This window comes from Candidatus Laterigemmans baculatus (genome assembly GCF_010367455.1).
GTDB lineage: Bacteria > Planctomycetota > Planctomycetia > Pirellulales > Pirellulaceae > Laterigemmans > Laterigemmans baculatus.
On sequence record NZ_WRPR01000014.1, the window covers coordinates 1 to 22,396 of the forward strand.

The 22,396-nt window shown below is 63.8% G+C and carries 10 protein-coding genes and 1 tRNA gene; 4 read left to right on the forward strand and 7 right to left on the reverse strand.

All coding sequences use genetic code 11. The features are described from left to right. Positions 1-214: 214 nt before the first annotated feature. The 3 genes from uvrA to GNK13_RS02910 form a co-directional block, all read right to left on the reverse strand. Positions 215-7,327, reverse strand: coding sequence for an excinuclease ABC subunit UvrA (gene uvrA, locus GNK13_RS02900; protein ID WP_164100943.1), 7,113 nt, complete (start codon positions 7,325-7,327; stop codon positions 215-217). 454 nt (positions 7,328-7,781) lie between these two features. Next, complete coding sequence (locus GNK13_RS02905; RefSeq protein WP_164100944.1) at positions 7,782-9,410, reverse strand: arylsulfatase; 1,629 nt, start codon at positions 9,408-9,410, stop codon at positions 7,782-7,784. A gap of 379 nt (positions 9,411-9,789) precedes the next feature. After that, a complete protein-coding gene (locus GNK13_RS02910) occupies positions 9,790-10,218 on the reverse strand; it encodes a hypothetical protein (protein WP_164100945.1) in 429 nt (142 codons plus the stop codon). Between the two features lie 420 nt (positions 10,219-10,638). On the opposite strand from GNK13_RS02910, the gene GNK13_RS02915 reads away from it, so the two are divergent. After that, complete coding sequence (locus GNK13_RS02915) at positions 10,639-14,436, forward strand: DUF7133 domain-containing protein (protein WP_164100946.1); 3,798 nt, start codon at positions 10,639-10,641, stop codon at positions 14,434-14,436. Positions 14,437-14,508: 72 nt separating this feature from the next. Further along, positions 14,509-15,153, forward strand: a complete 645-nt coding sequence (locus GNK13_RS02920) for a CPBP family intramembrane glutamic endopeptidase (RefSeq protein WP_164100947.1) — start codon at positions 14,509-14,511, stop codon at positions 15,151-15,153. A gap of 187 nt (positions 15,154-15,340) precedes the next feature. Here the strand turns inward: GNK13_RS02920 and GNK13_RS02925 are convergent, their stop codons facing one another. Then, complete coding sequence (locus GNK13_RS02925) at positions 15,341-16,372, reverse strand: DUF1573 domain-containing protein (RefSeq protein WP_164100948.1); 1,032 nt, start codon at positions 16,370-16,372, stop codon at positions 15,341-15,343. 569 nt (positions 16,373-16,941) lie between these two features. After that, positions 16,942-18,612 carry a hypothetical protein gene (locus GNK13_RS02930; RefSeq protein ID WP_164100949.1) on the reverse strand — a complete coding sequence of 557 codons (1,671 nt, stop codon included), beginning with the start codon at positions 18,610-18,612 and terminating at the stop codon, positions 16,942-16,944. Between the two features lie 410 nt (positions 18,613-19,022). Between GNK13_RS02930 and GNK13_RS02935 the strand changes: the two genes are divergently transcribed. Together GNK13_RS02935 and GNK13_RS02940 are read left to right on the forward strand one after the other, a co-directional pair. Further along, the gene (locus GNK13_RS02935; protein WP_235934738.1) at positions 19,023-19,745 is read left to right on the forward strand and encodes a redox-sensing transcriptional repressor Rex; all 723 of its coding nucleotides are present in this window, start codon (positions 19,023-19,025) and stop codon (positions 19,743-19,745) included. Between the two features lie 418 nt (positions 19,746-20,163). Continuing rightward, a tRNA-Gln gene (locus GNK13_RS02940) sits at positions 20,164-20,235 on the forward strand. Between the two features lie 103 nt (positions 20,236-20,338). On the opposite strand, the gene GNK13_RS02945 is transcribed toward GNK13_RS02940, so the two are convergent. Beyond that, positions 20,339-20,509, reverse strand: coding sequence for a hypothetical protein (locus GNK13_RS02945; protein ID WP_235934739.1), 171 nt, complete (start codon positions 20,507-20,509; stop codon positions 20,339-20,341). 56 nt (positions 20,510-20,565) lie between these two features. Next, positions 20,566-22,230, reverse strand: a complete 1,665-nt coding sequence (locus GNK13_RS02950) for a SulP family inorganic anion transporter (protein WP_164100950.1) — start codon at positions 22,228-22,230, stop codon at positions 20,566-20,568. Positions 22,231-22,396 lie beyond the last annotated feature (166 nt).

A 22,396-nucleotide genomic window follows, 5' to 3' on the forward strand; every position in this document is an offset into this window, starting at 1 on the left:
GGAGAGGGTTAGGGTGAGGGGGCCGTAGCCGGCCGCTTAGACCCCCTCACCCCAGCCCTCTCCCCCAAAGAGAATCGCGAAAATGTTCGGGGGTGAAGGTTGAGCGATTGCCGCGATTCCCTTCGGGGGAGAGGGGGCTAAAAACTGCACGACCTCCGGGGGGAGGGTGTCTTTCGACCGGCCGCTGCAGCCCCGCGTCTTATGCCCCCTCGGCTCACGCGTCGAGGGTTTTGCTGAGGTGAGTTTTGAGGAACTGGTGCAGCATTCGATTGCGGATCTGCGCCGGTTCGTTGAAGTGGAAGGTGACGTTGGAGAAACCTTCGTCTCCCACTTCCACGGTTCCCCGCGTGCCGATTTTCTCCAGCGCCTCGAGATCGATCGCTTCGCTCGGCCCGGCGATCGTCACCCGCAACGCTCCAGGCTGCTTGGTTTCCACCGCGGCCCACGCGACCCTCGCCTGCGGTGGCTGGATCGTCACATGCTCGGCCGACTCGTAGCGCAGCGATTCGCCGCCAGCGAGTTTTTCGAACAGGTCGAGCGTCTTGTCGGCGAGCTCCAGCGGCCACTCCGGCGGCTGACCGGTGGGGAAGCCTTTACGGAGCGTGTGCCAGCGGCGACCGAGCACTCGCCACGGCTGGGTCGCACCAGCGACGGCCGAACCTCGCGAGCCATGGATCGCGGTGGAGCTTTTCCCATTGCCATCGACAGCCACGGCTTGAGCAAGCGACCCGCCGCCGCGAGCCGGTGGCGTGGGAGGCGGTCCGCCGCAGTACGATTCGATCGCAGCGGCCAGGAAGTCATCGAACTCGGGCAGCTCCAACTCCTCGAGCTTAAACAGTCGCAGCTCGATCTCTTGATACTTCTGCGTACTGCGGACCCGCGCCCGAGCCTCACTCGAGTAGATCTCTGGCAGATTCATCTGGCTGAGCGTCGGAAGGTCGAACGCGTCGAGCAGTTCCTGCTTGCGGAATGTCCCGCGAGGGACGCGGAACTTCAGCTTCAACCACAACGATTCGCTGCTGAACGCATGCAGAAACCAATGTTTGCGATGGAACGGAGCATCCTGGCCGCGGCGGATCGGCGTGGCCGCTTCGGGATGGTCGGCCAAGCCGGCGACTTCGATGATGCTGCGGTGGTTGAAGTGCGTCGGGGCGAAGCGGCCAGTCGCTTCGATCCGTTCAATCAGCTTCCGCAGCAGTTCCTTATCCCAGCGAACCGGGGCTCCGGTGCGGTCCTTGGGATCGTCGAGATGCCAGCTTCGTCCATCGAGCTCCCACAGAGTCTCGGTGGCAGCCTCCGCTTGGGCGTGAGCTTTCTGCAGCTCCAATTGCTCGCGAGCGTACTGCTCGGGATCGAACGGCGTGCGGACTTCATGCGGACTCTTCTCGAGCATCTCGGCCAGATACTCTCCGGTGTAGCTGCGAAGCCGTGGTGCGGCCGACTTGCCGCGACGACCTCCCTTCTTGGCCGACGCGGCATAGGCGACGACCTCTTCGGGCGTCCCTTCGCAAACGACCGATCCGCCTCCGGCACCCGCTTCGGGGCCCATGTCGATGATCCAGTCGGCGCACTTGATCACATCCAAGTTGTGCTCGATCACGACGACCGAGTTCCCCAGATCGACCAGCCGCTGCAGGACGCCGAGCAATTTCACGATGTCGTCGAAGTGCAGCCCCGTCGTCGGCTCGTCCAACAGATACAGCGTCCGGCCGGTGTCGGGCCGAGCCAGTTCCGCAGCCAGCTTCACCCGCTGCGCCTCGCCGCCCGAGAGCGTGGGAGCGGATTGGCCGAGCGTCACATAGTCGAGCCCCACGTCACAGATCGTCTGCAAGATCCGAGCGATCTTGGGCTGCGACTGAAAGACCCGCAGCGCGTCGCCACAGGGCAGGTCGAGGATCTCCGAGATGCTGTAACCGTGATAGCGGACCGCCAACGTCTCGGGCGTGTAGCGGTGCCCCTGGCAATCCTCGCACTGCACCCAGACGTCGGGCAAAAAGTGCATCTCGATCTTTCGCTGGCCAGTTCCCTCACATGCTTCGCACCGACCGCCGGGAACGTTGAAGCTGAACTGGCGAGCGGTATAGCCGGCGGCCCGCGCCTCGGGCAGTTTCGCGAACAGCTGACGGATCAGATCGAACGCCCCGGTGTAAGTCGCTGGGTTCGATGACGGAGTGTTGCCGAGCGGCGACTGGTCGACGCGGATGACTTTGTCGATCGAGGCCATCCCCTCGATCGATCCATGGCGTCCGGGGCGCAGCGACGCACGATGCAGTCGCCGGGCCAGCGCCGGGTAAAGGATATCGTTGATGAGCGTCGATTTGCCGCTCCCCGAAGGCCCGGTCACCGCCACGAACAACCCGAGTGGAAGGGTGACGTCGATCGACCGCAGATTGTGCTCGCTCGCCGCGAGGATCTTGAGCACCGCTTGCGGTTTGGCTCCGCCGCTGGTCCTGCGATTCGAGGGAACGGGAATCGAGCGGTGGCCCGTGATGTAAGCGGTCGTCGCGCTCGGTCCCTCCGGATCGATCTCGCTCGGCGCTCCGGCCGCGACGATTTCGCCACCGTGGCGTCCCGCCTTGGGGCCGAAGTCACAGAGGTAATCGCTGCCGGCGATCACGTCGAAGTCATGCTCGACGACCAGCAGCGTATTGCCCAGATCGCGGAGCCGGTGCAGTGCTCCGACCAACCGCTCGTTGTCGCGTGGGTGCAGCCCGATCGTCGGTTCATCGAGCACGTACAGCACGCCACAGAGCCCGCTGCCAAGCTGGGCGGCGAGCCGAATTCGCTGAGCCTCGCCTCCGGAAAGACTCGCTGCGGGACGGCCGAGGGTCAGGTAGTCGAGTCCCACGTCGAGCAGGAAGCGGACGCGCTGGCGCACCTCGCGAATCAGCTCGCCCGCGATCCGCCGCTCGCGGGCATCGAGCTTCCACCGCCGGGCCACTTCATCCAAGCGGTCGAGCGGCATGCGGACCAAGTCGCCAATCGTCAGCCCGTCGAACCGCACGGCCGCAGCCACGTCGCGGAGCCGAGTGCCATCGCAAGCCGAACAGTCGATCTCGTCGGTGAACTTTTCCAGCTTCGTCCGCAGCCCCGGTGAGAGCCGCGCCGCTTCATCCAGCGCCGGATAAAGCCCCTTGAACTGGTAACGGAACAGAACGGCTGAATGCCGAGCTTCGTCCGCCGACTTGGCTGTGCTTGCATCGACGTCGCTCGGGCGAACCTCGATCCACAAATCGCCCGTGCCGTGATACAGCTTGCGGCGGTGCAGCACCGACAGCTCATCGACTGGCACGTCGAGCGGTATTCCGGTCTGTCGCGACAGGGCGCCGAGCATCCACCGCGAGACGCTGGCGTCCAAGCTCGGCCACAGCAACAGCGCTCCGTCGGCCAGCGTCATCCGCGGATCACGCAATAGCGCCGCGGGGTTGGTTCCGGTCTGCCGCCCCAGACCTTCGCACTGCGGACACCAACCGACGGCCGTGTTAAACGAGAAATGGTGCGGCGTCAGCGGACTGAACGAACGGCCGCACGATTCGCAGGCGAGGTGCTGGCTGTGGGTGATCGTCTCCCACAGCGGTTCATCCCGTTCGGCGCTGGCGACCGCGATCTGAATCACGCCACTGCCGATTCCCAGCGCCAACTCGACGCTCTGGGTGATTCGCGTCTGATCGTCCGCCCGCAGCGTCAACCGGTCGACGACCAACTGCAACTGGTGCTGGCGGCGAGGATCGAGTTCGGGAGCCGCGTCGAGCGGGTAGGTTTTGCCGTCGACACGAACGCGGGCAAAGCCGTTGCTCCGCAGCGTCTGCCATAACTCCTGCGGATCCTGGCCGGGATCGCGGCGGAGCGGGGCGAGCAACAGGAACCGCGTCCCCTCGGGGAGCGTGAGGACTTTGTCGACGATCTGGTCGGCGGTCTGCGTTCCTACCGGGAGCTGACAATCGGGACAGTACATCGTCCCCAGCCGAGCCATCAGAATCCGCAGATAGTCGTAGATCTCGGTGACCGTGCCGACCGTGCTCCGCGGGCTGTGGCCGAGATTTTTTTGCTCCAGCGCCACGGCCGGCGAGAGCCCTTCGATCCGCTCCGCCTTCGGCTTCTGCATCTGGCCGATGAACTGCCGCGCGTAGGACGAGAGCGACTCGACGTATCGCCGCTGTCCCTCGGCATAAATCGTGTCCATCGCCAGCGACGACTTGCCGCTTCCCGAAGGCCCGCAAAAGACGGTCATCGCATCGCGAGGAATCGAGACGTCGACCGACTTGAGGTTGTGCTGCGAAGCTCCCTCGACGACCAATCGGCCCGGATCGAGTTCGGCGTCGAGCAGCTCCCCGGCAATCGCTCCCTTCCCCTTTGCAGCCATCCCCTTCGCAGTTGGCCCTTTTGCAGAGGAGCGGGTCAGCCCTGGCCGGCTGCTCTCGCCGTCGAACAACCGCTTCAGAGCACGGCCCGTGTAGGAAGCCTCGCAGGCGGCGACTTCGCGAGGAGTTCCCGCGACGACCACGGTCCCGCCACCGGCTCCTCCCTCGGGCCCCAGATCGATGACGTAGTCGGCCGTCTTGATCACGTCCAAATTGTGCTCGACGACCAGCACCGTGTTGCCCAGCTCCACCAATCCGTGGAGCACGCCCAGCAACAGTTTGATGTCGGCAAAATGCAGCCCCGTCGTCGGTTCGTCGAGAACGTAAAACGTCCTCCCGGTCGACTTCTTGGCGAGCTCGCGAGAGAGCTTGATTCGCTGGGCTTCGCCGCCCGAGAGGGTCGGGGAAGGTTGACCGAGCTTGAGATATTCCAGCCCCACGTCGACGAGCGTCTGCAGCACGCCGGCAACTTTGGGAATGTTTTTGAAGAGTTTGAGGGCCTGGGCGACATCGAGTTCGAGCACGTCAGCGATCGAGTGCCCTTTGAACTTCACCGCCAACGTTTCACGGTTGTAGCGATGCCCTTCGCAGACCGGGCAGGTGATCCACAAGTCGGCCAGGAAGTCCATCTCGAGTTTGGTGGCGCCGTTGCCGTCGCAAGCGCTGCAGCGGCCACCGTCGACGTTGAAGCTGAAGCGACTCGATTTGAAGCCACGCGTTTTCGCTTCCGGCAACCGCGCAAACAAATTGCGGATCTCGTCAAAGACTTTGACGTAAGTCCCTGGGTTCGAGCGGGGCGTGCGGCCGATCGGCGACTGGTCGATGGCGATCGTCTTGTCGAGATGTTCGAGGCCGTCGATGCCCGCGTGTTCGCCCGGCTCGAGCTCGGCACCGTTGAGCGCGTTGCGGAGGGCTGGCTCGAGGACGTCGCCGATCAAGGACGATTTGCCGCTCCCCGAAACTCCCGTGACGCAGACCAGCGTGCCGAGTGGCACGGAGACGTCAATGCCGCGAAGGTTGTTGTGGGCTGCCCCGCGAATCGTCAGCCGCGGCCCGTCGATCGGCCGAGTTTTGGCCGGGACCTCGATCTTTTCCGAGCCCGAGAGGAAGTGCCCCGTCACGCTCTGCTTCGCCGCGGCGATCGCGTCGACCGAGCCGCTAGCGACGATCTTTCCCCCGCGGACGCCGGGGCCGGGGCCAAAATCGACCACCATATCGGCGGCCCGAATTGTGTCCTCATCGTGCTCGACCACGACCAGCGTATTGCCGCGATCGCGGAGCGCGAGCAGCGTGTCGATCAAGCGATCGTTGTCGCGCGGGTGCAACCCGATCGACGGCTCGTCCAAAATGTAGAGCACGCCCGACAAGCCGCTGCCGATCTGCCCGGCGAGCCGAATCCGCTGCGATTCTCCACCGGAGAGCGTCGGAGCGGTCCGCGCCAGCGAAAGGTAGTCGAGTCCGACGCCGAGCAGAAACCCGATCCGGGTGCGGATTTCTTTGAGCGCTTCGCCGGCGATCATCGCCGCCGTTTCCCCCAGTTCGACTTCGGCGAAAAACTCCGCCAAGCGATCGGCCGAGAGCTCGCAGATTGCGGGGAGTGAAAGGTCGGGGTGGTCGCCAAAGCTGGGATGCTTGCTGTGCAGCGTCACCGCTCGGGCCTGCGGGTTCAGCCGCGCACCGTCGCAATCGGGACAACGGAGCGTGTCCATGTACTTTTCGAGCGACCGCAGATGCATCTTGTTCTTGGTCGTGCGGTAGCGGTCGAGCAACTCGGGGATCACCCCTTCGAAGCTCCCGCCGTACTTGGTCGGCTTCGCACCGCCTCGCCAAGTGAACGTGATGTGCAGATCGCCCGTCCCCCAGAGCCACGCCGTGCGGACTCGCTCCGGCAGGTCCTGCCAGGGTGTCGAGAGCATCATCCCCGGCTCCAACTCCCAGTGCCGCTCGAGCGTCTCGGCCACGCTCTTGTAGACGTGCCGCTTGTAGCGACCGAGCGAACTCCACTCGCCGACCAGCGTGATCGCTCCCCGTTTGAACGACAGCGACGGGTCGGGAATCAGCAGCTCGGGGACGAACGTGTACAGCCGCCCCAGCCCGTCGCAGCCGGTGCACATCCCCTGCGGGCTGTTGAACGAAAACAGCTGCGGCGAGGGAGGTGGAAAGGAGCGGCCGCAATCGCTGCAGGCGTAGCGGGAGGAGAGCAGCAGATCGTGCCCCCCCACGGCGTCCGCATCGCTGACTCCCGCTTCGCCGATGTGGACCAGCACCGAACCATCGCCGAGCTTCAGCGCCGCATCGACCGCCTCGGCCAACCGTCCGCGGGTCCGCGAGTCGGGGGTCAAGCGATCGATGACCACGTCCACGTCGTGACGTCGCTGGCGATCAAGCTGTGGCGGCTCGCTCAGCCGAAACACCTCGCCGTCGACCCGCGCTCGCGCGTAGCCCTGCTTGCGGAGGTCTTCAAACAGATCCTTGAACTCCCCTTTCTGCGTCCGCACCAGCGGCGCGAGGATCGAGAGCGTCGAGGTGGCTTCCAGGGCCAGGATCCGGGCCAGAATCTGCTCGCGAGTCTGGGCCGTGATCTCGGTCCCGCACTCGGGACAATGGCCGGTGCCGACGCGGGCGTAGAGGACGCGGAGAAAGTCGTAGATCTCGGTGATCGTGCCGACGGTGCTGCGGGGGTTATTGCCCGTCGATTTTTGGCTGATCGAGATCGCCGGGCTGAGGCCGCTGATCAGATCGACGTCCGGCTTGGGCATCTGCCCCATGAACTGCCGGGCGTAATTCGACAGCGACTCGACGTACCGCCGCTGGCCCTCGGCGTACAGGGTGTCGAAGGCGAGCGAAGATTTGCCGCTCCCGGAAACCCCGGTGAAGCAGATCATTTTCCCCCGCGGCAGCTTCAGGTTGACGCCCCGGAGGTTGTGTTCGCGAGCACCCTTGATCGTGATTTCGGTGGTCGTCATGCCGCGTCTATGCAGACCATTGCGGGTTCGAGGCCAGTACGTACAGTTCCCTACTGAACAAACCTAAGAGGGCCAATCAGCCGCGGGAAGGGTGCAGGATCGGCGGGAGCCAAGATTTCGATATTTTCCTAGCTGGACAACGCCACTTTGGATTGGTTCGGAGTCTTTCCGCCCCGCAGGGGCCGAAACAATCCAGCCCAGGGCACAGCGCCGCGGCAACGCCGCAGAGCGACGCCCTGGGTCACGCGAATCCCGCACCCCCAACAGCCCTGAAAGGGCGAAACACACCTCCGCACCACGCGTCTGAGCCTGTACCGCCCCTTCAGGGCTTCTCGCGCCGGTGCGCCCCGAAACCCAGGGCGGCGCTCTGCGGCTTCGCCGCGACGCTGTGCCCTGGGCTGTTCTGTCAGAGCCCTTCGGGCTGGGGACGAAGTGCCGCGCTTCCGACAACTCCCTACCGCCCAACCGCTCCTCCTACCGAATCCTCCACGAACCGCTCGTGCATCTCCGTCCACTGCTCTTCCAGCTCGCGAACTCTCTCGGGATGCTCGGCGGCCAAGTCAACTGTCTCGGTCCGATCGCGGCTCAAATCATACAGCTCCCACGGCTCCCCTTTGGCCGCCACCAGCTTCCAGTCGCCAGCGCGAATCGCCCGGTTTCCTTCGTGCAGCCACCACAGAGTGCGCTCCGTCGGCTCGGCATCGCCTGCCTCCGCCGCATCCCCTTTCAACACCCGCAGCAGACTCGCACCAGGCAACTGCGGAGCCGCCGCATCACTGCCGCTGTCGATGGGCGGCAGACCAGTCAGCTCGAGAATCGTCGGCACCAGATCGATCACGTGCCCCGGCTCGTCAGTCACGCGGCCGGCGGCCGAGATCCCGGCAGGCCAGTGGGCGATCAGCGGCGTCGCGATTCCTCCCTCGTGGACCCACGTCTTGTGGCGGCGAAACGGGGTGTTAGCGACCGTTGACCAGCCCGGGCCGAGGCACAGGTAACTGGCGGCCGAACCGGGCGGGGCCGCCGGGTCGTGGCCATCGTCGCGGACCATGATTTCGGCGCTCGCTCCGTTGTCCGAGAGAAACAGGATCAGCGTGTTCTCCAGCGCCCCGCTAGCCCGAAGCTGCTCGAGCACGCGGCCGATCTCCCGGTCCATGCGATCGACCATCGCGGCGTGGATGGCCATCTTCGTAGCCTGGAATTCTTGCTGCTCAGCCGTCAGCTCCCCCCACGGCTCGGGGCGATTCGTCTCCCCTGGGCCGAGCTGGGCGATCGCCTCCGGAAAATCGTAGGGCGGCCCGAGTTCCCGCTCCACCGGCGACAGCTCCGCCTCGACGAGCCCCAACTCTCGAATCCGCCGCCACCGCTCGTCACGCAGCTCCTTCCAGCCACGCTGATAGGTCTCGCGGTAGCGGGCGATGTCCTCGGGCAGCGCATGCAGCGGGAAGTGGGGTGCGGTGAAAGCTAGGTAGTGGAAGAACGGCCGCTCGGGATGGTCTTCGGCATGCTCCCGCAGACAGTCGACCGCGTGATCGGCGATCGCGATTGTCCCATAGAAGTCGCTTCCCGGCTCCACCGCCGGCAACCGCTGGTCGTCCAGATAATGCACGCGGGGATTGAAGAACCGCCCCTGGTCCTGGAGGTAATACGAGCGGTCAAAACCATTCTCCAGCGGCATTCCATCGATGTGCCACTTGCCCGAGTGGTAGGTGCGATAGCCGGCTTGTTGCAATCGTTCGGCCAGCAGCGGCGCCCACTCGGGCCGCACTCCCCGGCCGCCGCTGGCGATTCCGGGCACCGTGTCGCGACGGACCTGCTGGGCGTAGAACCCGGTCAGCAGCGCCGCCCGCGTCGGCCAGCAGCGAGCGGTGTTATAGAACTGCGTGAACCGCACCCCGTCGCGGGCCAAGCCGTCCAGGTTGGGAGTTTGAATCTCCCCGCCATAGCACCCGAGATCTGAGTAACCCAGGTCGTCGGCCAAGATGAGCAGCACATTCGGCCGCTCCGCCGCCGAGGCCGCATCTCCACAGACGAAACCAATGGCAGCGAACAAGAGAAGGGACACACGCAGCAAACTGAACGTCATTGAACGGCTACCACCGACGAGGAACGTCTGAAGCCATCACCGGCAAAACGGTGACTGCAGCGACTGAAGATGCGACCGATCAACCCGCAGACTGCAGAACGGAGTGCTTTCCATGCTCGCCGTCCCCGGTACCGATGACTTTCCACCCCCGCGACAAATAAAACGAGAAGGCCAACTTATTGGCGTCGACGCACTTTAACGTCCACGGGCGAGGCAGCCAATCAGCCGAAAGAATGGCGTGTTCAAAAATACTTGCAACCGCGTTTAGATCGCAGTCTGTTGCAGGGCGGATATGGTTCATGGTTTTGTGGGGCGAACCGTCGTGAACATCGGACAACCGACATTGAGTTAGAGCCACTGGAAGCTCGCTCCGTTGGGTTCAGAACGACGCGAGACTGGACCTCCGCCGCAATTGGCGAAGGAGGTACACGATTCGATCCGCCTCCGGTGTGCGAAATTGATACTCGAGAAACCCGGACCAGTCGTCACGGTACAGCGATGCATTCAGAGAGACAATTAGCGTCTGATCTTCAGCGGTGATCGCAAGCCCGCTAAACCTTGGGTCATCGACGCCTGTGTTGAACAAGCGGCTTCGCCATTGAAACGCGATCAATCGATCTTCGGACAGGGCGAGCGACCCCGCAAACCACTGTCGCTTCCAATTACAAGCACGTCCGGGGGCACGAAAATCACGATAGGTGACCCAGCACGAAAGGTGTTCGCATTCGATCACTCTTGACGGGTGTGGAATCAGCCAACCTGCTTCGGACGGCAGGCGTCCTAGCCCAAAGGTGCGAAGCAGGATCATTGGGCAGCCTCAGAACAACACAAGGGAGACGACGAGCACCAGCGCTAGCAGTAGAGGATATAGTTCACGAGAGCCGCGGTCGAACTGCCTTGCCGATTCCTTTCGTCCGTAGCGGACCAGAACAGCGTTGCCGACCGTCTGGATTAAGCCGGCAAAGTTCGCGTGGCATAGGAGACCCGCGGCAACAGCACCGCGATAGCAAAAAGATAAGCGACAAGGGTGAGAAAGGCGGAGGTTGCAATCCCGATGTTCGTTCCCGATCGATCGCCGCGGTGTCCCGTTCCCGAGCTTTCTCACTCAGCATCCCCACCTTTGGTCTCAAACGACCGGTTTTGCTCTTGCGATCGACGTGACTTTTCGCGTACTGCCCTGTGCTGAGACCCACGGATCTACCTTCCTCGTATTCTGGAAGCTCCGGCCATGGATGGCTGCCTGAGACGGTTCTTGTTGCTTTGGACGATTCCGCTGTTCTACTTCAGCTGGGCAGCGTCGCTGGCGTCTGCAGAGGAGGCGGAGTGGATCTGGCTGAGCGGCGTCCCCAAAGAATCGGTGGCCGTGGGCGACACGGGCTACTTCCGCAAGCCGCTCAATCTCCGCACGCCCTCCGAAGGTCGCGTCACAATCGCCGCCGACGACGTCTACGAACTGTTCGTCAATGGTCGCCGCGTCGGCACCGGACGCTCGTCGCGGAAGATGGACAAATACGACATCTCGCCTTACCTGGCGGTCGGCCGCAACGTGGTCGCCGTCAAGGTCGACAATACGCGAGGCAACACCGCCGCGCTGGTCGCTCGAGTCGACATCAAACCGCAGGGCTCGAGCCAGTGGTACGCGTTCAGCAGCGACGCCAGCTGGAAGAGCACGCCGCAGGCCCCGCCGCTGTGGCAAACCGCTCTCTACAACGACCGCACCTGGGGGACCGCGAACTCTTATGGCAAGCTGGGCGACACCGTCCCTTGGGATCGCCGCGAGGAGGTCGTCGCCCAAACCGAACACCAGGAGAGCGAACGGTTCCAAATCCAGAGCGGCTTCAGCGTCCAACGAGTTCTCGAGGACGAGGCAACGGGTCCGCTGATCGCAATGGCTTTCAACGAGTTCGGCCACATCATCGCGGCTCGCGAGCAAGGTCCGTTGCTGCTGATCTTCGACCGCGACGGTGACGGAGTTCCAGAAGAGGTCCGCACCTACTGCGATCAAGTCGAGTCGGTCCAGGGCATTCTGCCGCTCAATGGCGAAGTCTTTGTCACTGGCGTGGGGCCAGAAGGAATGGCCCTCTATCGGTTGACCGACGGCGACCGCAATGGAACGCTCGATCAGGTCAAAGCGATTGTGAAGTTCAAAGGCACCCCCGGCGAACACGGCCCCCACGGGTTGGCGCTCGGCGGCGACGGGATGATCTACTGCATCGTCGGCAACCACATGCAAGCCGACGCCGAGGCAGGCGACGGCACGACGCTGCGGGCTTCTTACGAAGGGGACTTGCTGCCGCGTTACGAAGATCCGGGTGGACACGCTCGCGGAGTGAAAGCTCCGGGCGGAACGGTCATCCGCACCGACATCGACGGCCGCACCGTGGAGACGATCGCTGGCGGAATCCGCAATGCCTACGACTTGGCATTCCATCCCGATGGCGGTTTGTTCGTTCACGACAGCGATATGGAGTCGGACATCGGGAGCACCTGGTATCGTCCGACCGCGCTGTTCGAGATCGCCGAAGCGGGCGAGTACGGCTGGCGGAGTGGCTGGGCCAAGTGGCCGAACTACTATGCCGACCGCCTCCCGCCGGTGCTCGAGACCGGCCGCGGATCCCCGACCGGAGCGGTCGTCTACGACCATTTCATGTTCCCGGTCCGTTACCACAACACCCTGTTCCTGGCCGACTGGTCGGAGGGACGCATTCTGAGCGTCCGCCTCGAGCGCCAGGGAGCCACCTTCAAAGCCGACAGCGAAGTCTTCCTGCAGGGTCAGCCGCTGAACGTGACCGACCTGGCGATCGCTCCCGACGGCTCGATGTATTTTTGCACCGGCGGACGAGGCACCGGTGGTGGCATCTACCGCGTCGTCTGGGACGGGCCGGTTCCGGAGCGGGTCAAGAACCTCGGCAGCGGAATCGCCGCGGCGATTCGCCAACCGCAGATCGAAGCCGCTTGGAGTCGCCAAGCGATCGCCGGGATTAAGAGCGAGCTGGGGAGCGAATGGGGCGAGCTGGTCGCCGGCGTGGCCTACAGCGACGACAATCCGCCCCACTACCGCACTCGGGCGATGGACCTGATGCAGCTCTTCGGCCCGGTCCCCAGCGAGGACTTGTTGCTCGAGCTGAGCAAAGCCGCTTCGGAGCCGGTCCGCGCCAAAGCCGCTCAGCTGATGGGACTGCACCCCGGCCCGCGGGCCGCGACTCGGCTGGGCGACATGCTCGCCGATCGCGATGCGCGGGTCCGCCGCATGGCCTGCGAAGCGATGCTCCGCAGCAACCAGCTCCCCGAACCGAGCGAAGTCCTTCCGCTGCTGGCTGAAGAAGACCGTAGCGTCGCCTTCGCCGCTCGCCGACTGCTCGAACGGATCCCGACCGAGCAGTGGCGGCGCGATGTGCTCGAAGCGGAGAAACCGTCGATCGCGATCCTCGGTTCGCTTGCCCTCGTGATCGCCGACCCGCAGCACGATACGGCGCTGCAGGTGCTCGAAAAAATGAGCAAGACGATGCAAGGCTTCCTCAGCGACAGCGAATTCATCGACCTGCTGCGGACCACCGAAGTCGCCCTTGCCTTGGGCAAAGTCGAACCGTCGGAGGTACAGCCGCTGGCGCTGCAGATTGCCGAAGAGTTCCCCTCGGGCGAAGCTCGGATGAACCGCGAGCTGATCCGCATCGCCGCCTATCTCGGCTCCGACTCGCTCGGCGAGCGAGCCCTCGAATACCTGCAGAGCGACGCCCCGCACCAGGAGCGGTTGGACGTCGCGATGCACCTGCGGTTCCTCGATACCGAGTGGACGCCGGCCGAACAATTCGAGCTGCTCAAGTTCTACGAGACCGCGGCCCGCGAGCAAGCCGGCAGCTCGATCCCGCTGTACCTGATGCACGTTACCCGCGATTTCGGCCGCAAAGTGCTGAGCGTCGAGGATGCGCGGACGATTCTCGAGAAAGGGGTCGATTGGCCCAACGCGGCTCTGGCTGCAATGTACAAGCTGCCCCAGCCGGTCGACGAGCCGACCGCCGCGATCCTCCGCCAATTGGATGAGAACATCGAGACCGTCGAGAATCCGGAGGGAGACGTCTATCGGCGCCTGCGAACCGGAGTCGTCGCGATGCTCTCGGCCGCCGGTGACGATGCTTCGCTCGCCTACCTGCGGAAAGTCTGGCGGGAGGAGCCCGAGCGCCGCCAAACGGTCGCGATGGGGCTCGCCTTGCATCCCGATGGAGAGAACTGGGACTACTTGGTCCGCAGCCTGAATATCCTCGAGAGCGCGGCCGCCCAGGATGTGATGAACCAGTTGGCCAAGGTCCGCGTCGCCACCGACGACCCGGAAGCGCTCCGGCAGGTGATCCTGCTCGGATTGCGAGCGGAGAAGGATGGCGGCACACCGGCTGCGGCCACGCGGCTGCTCACCCACTGGACCGGCTACCAGTCGGACACCGGCGAACCGCTCGACATGCGCGGCTGGCAAAAATGGTATGCCCGAGCCTATCCCGATCGCCCGGCTGCCGAATTGCCGACCAGCGACGAGGAGTCGCGGTGGGACTTCGACCAACTGGTGACCTATATCACCAGCGAAGCGGGCCGGTACGGCGATCCGCTCAAAGGCCGTGACGTCTACCGCGCCGCCAGTTGTGCCGCCTGCCACCGGTTCGGCGACCAAGGCGACTCGGTGGGTCCCGACCTGACGCAAATCGCCCGCCGATTCACCAAGCGGGAAGTGCTCGAGTCGATCCTCTACCCGGCGCACGTGATCAGCGACCAGTACGTCAACCGCCGCGTGCTGACCCTCGATGGCAAGGTCTACGTCGGTCTGGTCGCCGAGGCGTCCAACGGCGAGCTGACGATTCGCAACGCGGCCAACGAAGTCCGCACGGTCAAAGCCCAGGACGTCGATCAGATCCTGCCCAGCTCCTCGAGCATCATGCCCTCGGGGTTGCTCGACTCGCTCTCGCTGCAGGAGATCAGCGACTTGATGGCCTACATGGGGGTCCTGCCCCCACTCGAAGTCGCGAACCGCCCCGAGTGATTGGCTCCCCGGCCAACGGCAGCGAGGATGGTAGGATGTCGGCTGCTACCACTTCCCCGCCGGGACCACTTGATGGAAGACGATGACGAGCCGCTGGAGCAGGAATCCAAGCGGAACCAGGACCCGCCGCCCGTTCTGCTGACAGCCGTCGGGTTGGAACTGGCCTTGGGGCTCGCCGCGATTCTGTTGAGCTGGGCCTGGGGAGCGGACCCTCGCGAGCGGGTGCCACGGATCCACGAGTACGGGGAGCTAGCTCGCGGCATCGGGTTTGGGATCCTCGCCGCCGTCCCGATGCTGCTCCTGATTCAGCTGGTCGAACGGTTGCCGATCGACTCGATCCGCGACTTACGGGAAGAGACCGAAGAGCGGCTGCTAGGCATGCTCTCCGGGTTCAGCGTGAGCGAGCTGGGTCTGATTTCGCTCGCGGCGGGAGTCGGCGAGGAGCTGCTCTTTCGAGGGTGGCTGATGATGTCGCTGGCCGGGCCGATCGAGCACTGGCAGACGCCGACGCTGGTGATGGCGATCGTGCTCTCATCGATCGCTTTCGGCTTGGCGCATCCGATCACCCCGGCGTACGTCGTGGTGACCGCGGTGATCGGGGTATATCTCGCGATGCTGCTCGTGTGGAGCGGCAATCTGCTGGTGCCGATTGCCGCCCACGCGTTCTACGATTTCGTCCAGCTCGTCGTCGCGACGCGGGCGGAGCGATCGGAGTAGGCTCTGGCCGAACATTGCGTTCCATCATCACCCTCCCGCTCCGCGGGAGGGTCGGGCTCTTAGGCCCGGGGAGGGTTTCCTCAGCGACGATTTCACTTTGGGGGCATCGTTGGGGATTGCTCTCCCTCCCCGCTCGTTCCTCGCGACCCTCCCGGGGGCAGGGCAACGAGGTGATGCCTGGCAGCATTTACCGATCGGTGACGGCGACTTTGGACTCGCTCGCCGGGGCACCGACCACTTCGCCGGTGACCGTCGCTTGGGCGACCATCGCTTCGCCGCCGTCGGTGTGCACCAGCAGCGGATGGTTGATTGCTCCGCTCGCTTCGGTTGCGGTGAGCCGGATCGAGAGGATGTGGACGGGCTTGGCCTCGGCGGTCGGTTCGAACTCGACCTCAAAACCCTTGCACTCGATCTTGGTGACTTTGAAAGGCTGCTTGCCGCGGACCACCAGCCGCTGTTCCCGGACATCGCCCGGCTTCATCGTGCCGACCGCAAAGGTTTGCGGAGCCACGCTCAGCGGAGCTTCGAGTTGGCCGATCACCTGCAGCGGAACTCGCGGGCTCTTGCGATCGTTGGTCGTGAGGACGAGCTCTTCTTGCAGGTAGCCGGGAGAGGCTTCGCCGGTGAGCTTGATGACCAGTTCATAGTCGACCCGCCCGCCGCTGCGGCTCTTCTCTCGAAGCTCGGTCAGCAGGTAGGGCGAGGGAGACTCGACGCCGGTGATCTGCCAATCGCCGCGGCCGGCGTAGGCGATCGCGACGGTCCGCTCGGCCGCTTCCCCGGCGGCAAGTTTGCCGAATTCGACAGCGCCAGGATGGAACACGATGTCGCGGCGGATGTAGCCGTCGACCCGGAGTTGGACTTCGGCGTAGGCGGGGCGATCGATGACCACGGTCAGCGTTGCCCCCTTCTGGCCACGGAACGTGTCGGTATTGAAGCGAGCCCGAATCACCCCTTCCTCGCCAGCCCGAATCCACTGCTGTTCGACGATTGGCGTGGTGCATCCGCAGCTGGCCCGCACGTCGGCGATGTGGATGTCCTGGTTGGTCCGGTTTTGAATCGGAAACTTGAATTCGGTTTTGGCTGCGACCGCCACGCTGCCAAAGTTATGGGTCTTGACCGGGAACATCGCCTGGGCCCAGTCGGCGGCGGAAGCGGCAGCGGAGAATGAGAGAGTCAGGCAGGAGAACAGGGCGGTGCGAAAAATCGACTTGAGCATCTCGAGTTTGCCCCCAGGGGGAGGCCTCGTCCGCAGCGAGCCGGATCGCGAGGGATGCGGCCGAGACGGAGAGGCGGGTTCAAGGAAAGTGAATCACATGGTGCGAGAGCGATGCCAATCGCTGCCGCTGTCCCGTCCTGGGTCGACGATCCTGCTGCGCTTGCCGCCCCAGCCCGCTGCCGCGCCGCGAGCAACGCTGCGATGCCCGCACAGCTGCGACTGGCGTAGGAGTGCGGTGAGGGGCTGCGGAAAGCTTGCTCACAAACGGCTCATTCGCAACTTGCGGTGAGCGGAATTTGCTCCGTCAGAGCTCCTCTGGTGCGCCGCAAAGGGGACTCGAGGCGGCGACGAACCCGAGAGCAAATACGAGGCCAAAGAAAAGGCCCGCAGGAAAGAATGCTCCTCCACCAGGATCCTCCCCCCGGGAGGGCCGCGAGGAACGAGCGGGGAGGGTGATGCGGGACGTAGAGCCGGGGAGAAACGAAAAAAGGGGATGGGATCCTTGCGAATCCCATCCCCCCCGTCGTTCGAAGCTTCGGACAGACAATCAGCCGGTCCAGACGGCGTTGTTAGCAGCCACAGCCGCTGTCGCAACCGTTCGAGCAGCCGCTATCGCAGCTGTGCAATCCGCAGCCGTGTCCACCGAGTCCGCCGAAGATGCGCTTCAGCAGACCACCCTTGCGGTACCCACGAGCGGCGACACCCGAGCAGGGGTCACAGCAGGGCGTGGGGCAGCAAACGGTCACCGGGACTTCGCGGCAAACCACTTTCGGGACGCACACCGTGACGGTGTACGGCTCGCAGACCTGACGGCACTTCTGCACCTGGATGGTCTTTTCGTAGCATTCCTTGCGGCACACGGTGTAGCACACGGTCTTGGTGCGGCACTCGGGAACCATCTTGCAGACGGTGTAGTTGCAAACCTTCGTGCGGCACTCGGGGACCATCTTGCAGACGGTGTAGGTGCAAGTCTTGGTACGCGGCTCACAGACATAGCTGCAGACCGTGTAGTTGCAGGTCTTGGTGCGGCACTCGGGAACCATCCGGCAGACGGTGTAGGTGCAAGTCTTGGTACGCGGCTCGCAGACATAGCTGCAGACCGTGTAGGTGCAAGTCTTGGTACGGCACTCGGGAACCATCTTGCAGACGGTGTAGTTGCAAACCTTCGTGCGGCACTCGGGAACCATCCGGCAAACGGTGTAGTTCACGGTCTTGGTGCGGCACTCGGGAACGCGACGGCAGACGGTGTAGGGGATTTCCTTGGTGCGGCATTCGGTTTCGTACCGGACGCACTGGATTTCCTTGGTTTCGCAGGTCGGGACCCAGACTTTCTTGCAGATCGTCTTCGGCGGGCACTGCACGCACTCGACGCGGCACTCCCCGGGGACGTAGACGCAGCGGCAAGTGCACTCGTCGAAGACCCAGCAGCCCGGCTCACGGACGGTCCGCTTGATCACCGGTCCGGGGACCGTCTCGGTGACCGTCTCCCAATGCCCACCCTTGACGGTGATCGTCTTGGTGTAGGGCACCGGAACGCAGACGTTGTAGTTGACCGTGCGAACCTTCTGCTCGGTGACGGTGTTGTAGACCGTGTAGTTCACCGTGCGGCTCTTGACTTCCTGCACCGGCACCATGACGGTGTAGTTGATCGTCTTCTGACGAGTCTCCTGCACGGGCTTCATGACCGTGTAGTTGATCGTCTTGGTCTTCGTCTCGTACACCGGCTTCTTGACGGTGTAGTTGATCGTCTTGGTCTTGGTCTCGTACACCGGCTTCATCACGGTGTAGTTGATCGTGCGCGTCTTGGTCTCGTACACCGGCTTTTTGACGGTGTAGTTGATCGTCTTCGTCCGAGTCTCGTGCACGGGCTTCATGACCGTGTAGTTGATCGTCCGGCTCTTCGTCTCGTACACCGGCTTCATCACCGTGTAGGAAACTTCGCGAGTCCGGGTTTCCGGGACCATCCGGGTCGCCGTCACCACTTGATCTTCGCAGTACGTTTCATTTCGCATCCGGTACCGCGTCTCCTGACGCTGCTCGTAGACGGTCTCGCGAACCGTCCGCATCACCGTGTACGAACCACAGCCGGCGCCGTCGGCGACGACTTCGCCCTCGGCGACCACGTCGCCGCTGGCAACCGAGTCATAGCTGATCGACCCGCAGTATGCGGCATCGACCGGCCGAGCCGTTCCACCGACCAAAGCGGCCGCCAGAACCGGCAACATCCACAGCCTTTTCATTTCCCGTACTCCCTGTTAACAACGCTGATTGTGCTGGACGCAGCTTCTGGCCTGCCCCTGGGGGCGGACCTGTTCACCCAACCCTCCCCCCTCTCGCTCGCCAGCGAAGCGCCCGATTCACTCGGGCGGCGGCTCTTGCGGAGCGGCTCGACCCTGCTAACCACGCGGTCTAGGCAAGAGAGAGAGACAAGGTTTGGTGCAATGTCTACATCGACTACGCAACAAAGGTTGAACACAGAAAGCGCACGGCAAGCGAAAAATGGGAGGCTTGCGTGGTTTGACCGGTGCCGTTGGTGCCACCTGTAACGGTCCTGCCGGCCCCGCTAGGCGCGCCCCCTTCCGAGTAGGGGGTGCACCCCGCAGCCGGCCTCCCGGACAAGCCCTCCTCTCCGCATAATCCGGATGTTCCCATGCCCACGCCCCACCCTCCCGGCCCCCCAGCTCCTCCCGATCCGCCGGAAAGTCCTTCCGAGGCGAGCGGCGATGCCATGCCGGTCGGACCGATTCCCTCGGCGGCGGTCGGCCGCCTCAGCCTCTACCTCCGCGAGCTGCGGCACCTCAGCCGCGAGGGGCTCTCGAGCACCAGTAGCCACGAGCTCGGGCGACGCCTGGGAGTCTCCGCGGCGGTGGTACGCCGCGACCTGGCTTGCCTCGGTCAACTCGGGCGACGGGGCGTCGGCTACGACGTGGCGGCGCTCTGCGAGGGGATCCGCGCGGCCTTGGGAGTCGACCAGACCTGGAACGTCGCCCTGGTCGGCACCGGCTCGCTCGGCACCGCCCTGCTCCGCTACCGAGGCTTTGCCGAACAGGGATTCCGGTTGCTGGCCGCGTTCGATATCCGCCCCGAACGGATCGGCGGCCAAGTCGAAGGCGTGCCGATCCTCGACCTCCGCGAACTCGAAGCGACCATCGCCGCCCGCGGGATTACGCTGGCGATCTTGGCCGTTCCCGCCGATGCCGCCCAGGGAATCGCCGACCGGCTGGCTCGCTGCTCGATCGCCGGCATCCTCAACTTCGCCCCGGTCACGCTCCGCGTCGGCCGCTCGACCTGTATCGCCAACGTCGACCTGGCGAGCGAACTGCAGCAGCTCTCCTTCGCCGTCGTCCGCCGCACCTCCGGCTTCCCAGGCTAGCCTCCGTCGGAAAACCCCTAACGACACCCTCCCCCCGGGAGGGTCGCGAGGAACGAGCGGGGAGGGGCCGGTAGACGCTCGCGCGATAAGTGCGTGTGACCCTTTTTCCTCAACGCATTGGCTTCTTTTCTAACGGCTCAATCGAGAGTTCGTGCCGAAGCCCATTGCCCTCCCCGGGCCTAAGAGCCCGACCCTCCCGCAAGCGGGAGGGCGATGTTTTGACTCGCCGTTTCTACTTTTGGCGACCTTTTCCTCCGGGCTTTTCACCATCCCAGCCCGACCCTTCCGGGGGGAGGGTAATGGGGGAGAGAGGTTTTCTGGCAGCGCTGACCGCTGAGAGGGCTGACGGACGGCCAAAAAAAATTGCCACCCCGCCTTAACGCCCCCGGCCCCGATTCAGTAGACTGTCGCCTCGCACTGCCCGGTGGTGTAATTGGCAACACTACGGATTTTGGTTCCGTCATTCCTGGTTCGAGTCCAGGCCGGGTAATTCGCCTCTTTGCGGCGGAATTCATTGCAAAAAGGCAGGACCTCACGCAGTCGCCGCGTGAAGCCTGCCTTTTTTTGTGCCCGCTTATCGGACGCGGGAGCGGTTAGGCGAGGATCGACTCGACGGGCCGCGGTTTGCGGTTCTCGGGGCCGAGTCGTCCTGGGCCGCCCATCGCGTCGCCCATCGTGTTGTAGACGTCGAGCCCTTCGGCGTGGACGTCGAGGGTCTCACCCGTTTTGAAGCGTCCACCGGCACTGGTGATCGCATGAAACACCCCCGACAGCTCCCGTCGGATATCGTTGTGGCGGCCATCTCCCGACTCGGTGGAGATTAGGCGAGCTGCTCTTTGGCTACGTGAAATCGAGGGCTCTCCGCCACGTCGATGCTCACCAGGTCTCCCGCTTTGTCGAGCAGGGTCTGACACTCGGTGCTGAGATGCGAAACCCGCAACCGCTTGCCCTGCTGCTTGTACTTCTCCGCCAAGCAGTGGATGACTTCCAATCCCGAGTGGCCGTAGACGCGGGTGTAATAAAAATCGATCACGACGTCCTCGGGATCGGTCGCGGGATCAAACATTTCGCGGAACGACGCGACGGATGCAAAAAATAGCGGTCCATGCAGCTGATAGACCTTGGTACCTTGCTCGTCGGTCTGGATGTTGGCCCCCAGGTGCGTGGCGTGCTGCCAAACGAAAACCAGTGCCGAGACGATCACTCCGAGAATCACCGCGGTAGCCAAATCGTGCATCAGCACCGTGTAGCCGGCGACCAACACCATCACCAGGATGTCGCTGGCAGGAACGCGGCGAAACATTCTCAGCGACGCCCATTCGAACGTCCCGATGACGACCATGAACATCACACCGGCCAGGGCGGCCATCGGGATCTGCTCGATCAGTGGTGCGAGGAGCAAGATGAACAACAGCAGACAAACCGCTGCAACAATCCCCGACAAGCGGCCGCGGCCTCCCGAGTTCACGTTGATCAGCGACTGGCCGATCATCGCGCATCCCCCCATCCCGCCCAAGAAGCCAGAGAGGAGATTCGCAGCCCCCTGCCCCACGCATTCGCGGTTTCCTTGACCCCGCGTTTCGGTGATCTCATCGATCAAGCTCAGCGTCATCAACGACTCGATCAATCCCACTCCCATCAGCGTCAGGGCGAAGGGAAAGATGATCCAGAGCGTTTCCATGTTCAGGGGCGGCAACGCGTACTGCAGGAAGAACGGGACGGGCAATCCCCCGCTGATTCGCACGCTCTGCTCGTCGATCTCGCCCACTTCCGTTCCCAACCGCTGGCTCTCCGCGATCGCTCCCGCTTGAGCGTTGGTCATCAACATATCGCCGACGGTCGCCACCAGATTCGCTTGTCCGGCAGGGGCGGCTGAACTCGGGGCAAAGCGATTGATGGCGACCGACAGGAAGGTCACGGTCAGAATCGCGGCCAGCGACGCAGGGACGGCGCGGGTCCACTTTGGCAACAGCCAAATGATGGCCATCGTCAGCGCGACGAGCCCCAGCATCACCCACAACGCAGTTCCGCTGAGGTACACGAGTTTTCCGCTTTCCAGATCGAGCGTTTTGAAGCTGCCGAACTGGCTCATGCAAATTACAATCGCCAAGCCGTTGACAAACCCCAACATCACCGAGTGGGGAACCATTCGAATCAAGCGGCCGAAGCGAGCTGTGCCGACGGCGATCTGCAATAGCCCGCACAGCATCACTGTCGGGAACAAGTACTCAATGCCGTAATTTGCAACCAACCCCACGACCACCACCGCCATCGCGCCGGTAGCCCCGGAGATCATCCCCGGGCGGCCGCCAAGCAGCGCCGTTGTGAGGCACATAATGAACGCGGAATAAAGACCGATCAGTGGCGAGACGCCAGCGATGAACGCAAACGCCACGGCTTCGGGGACCAGAGCCAACGCCACCGTCAATCCAGAGAGCGTATCATCCTTGGCCGAACCGCTTCTCGAGCGAAAAAAATTGAGCATCGTTTCCTAAGCACCAAGTGGTCGCAGGGGGCTGATTCCACTGGCACAACGATCCGGTCAAGGCCCACAGAGGTTGGCCGACGGACGAGCCGCGCGCGTGCCCCACAGCACAGAAGATGCCTCGGACTATACCCCCCTCTGCGCTGACGTCAACGTCAAGTGCCCA

Excerpts from the sequence above, each read along its gene's own strand:
- uvrA (WP_164100943.1), bottom strand. The coding sequence starts at position 7,327 with ATGACGACCACCGAAATCACGATCAAGGGTGCTCGCGAACACAACCTC.
- GNK13_RS02905 (WP_164100944.1), bottom strand. The coding sequence starts at position 9,410 with ATGACGTTCAGTTTGCTGCGTGTGTCCCTTCTCTTGTTCGCTGCCATT.
- GNK13_RS02910 (WP_164100945.1), bottom strand. The coding sequence starts at position 10,218 with ATGATCCTGCTTCGCACCTTTGGGCTAGGACGCCTGCCGTCCGAAGCA.
- GNK13_RS02915 (WP_164100946.1), top strand. The coding sequence starts at position 10,639 with ATGGATGGCTGCCTGAGACGGTTCTTGTTGCTTTGGACGATTCCGCTG.
- GNK13_RS02920 (WP_164100947.1), top strand. The coding sequence starts at position 14,509 with ATGGAAGACGATGACGAGCCGCTGGAGCAGGAATCCAAGCGGAACCAG.
- GNK13_RS02925 (WP_164100948.1), bottom strand. The coding sequence starts at position 16,372 with ATGCTCAAGTCGATTTTTCGCACCGCCCTGTTCTCCTGCCTGACTCTC.
- GNK13_RS02930 (WP_164100949.1), bottom strand. The coding sequence starts at position 18,612 with ATGAAAAGGCTGTGGATGTTGCCGGTTCTGGCGGCCGCTTTGGTCGGT.
- GNK13_RS02935 (WP_235934738.1), top strand. The coding sequence starts at position 19,023 with ATGCCCACGCCCCACCCTCCCGGCCCCCCAGCTCCTCCCGATCCGCCG.
- GNK13_RS02950 (WP_164100950.1), bottom strand. The coding sequence starts at position 22,230 with ATGCTCAATTTTTTTCGCTCGAGAAGCGGTTCGGCCAAGGATGATACG.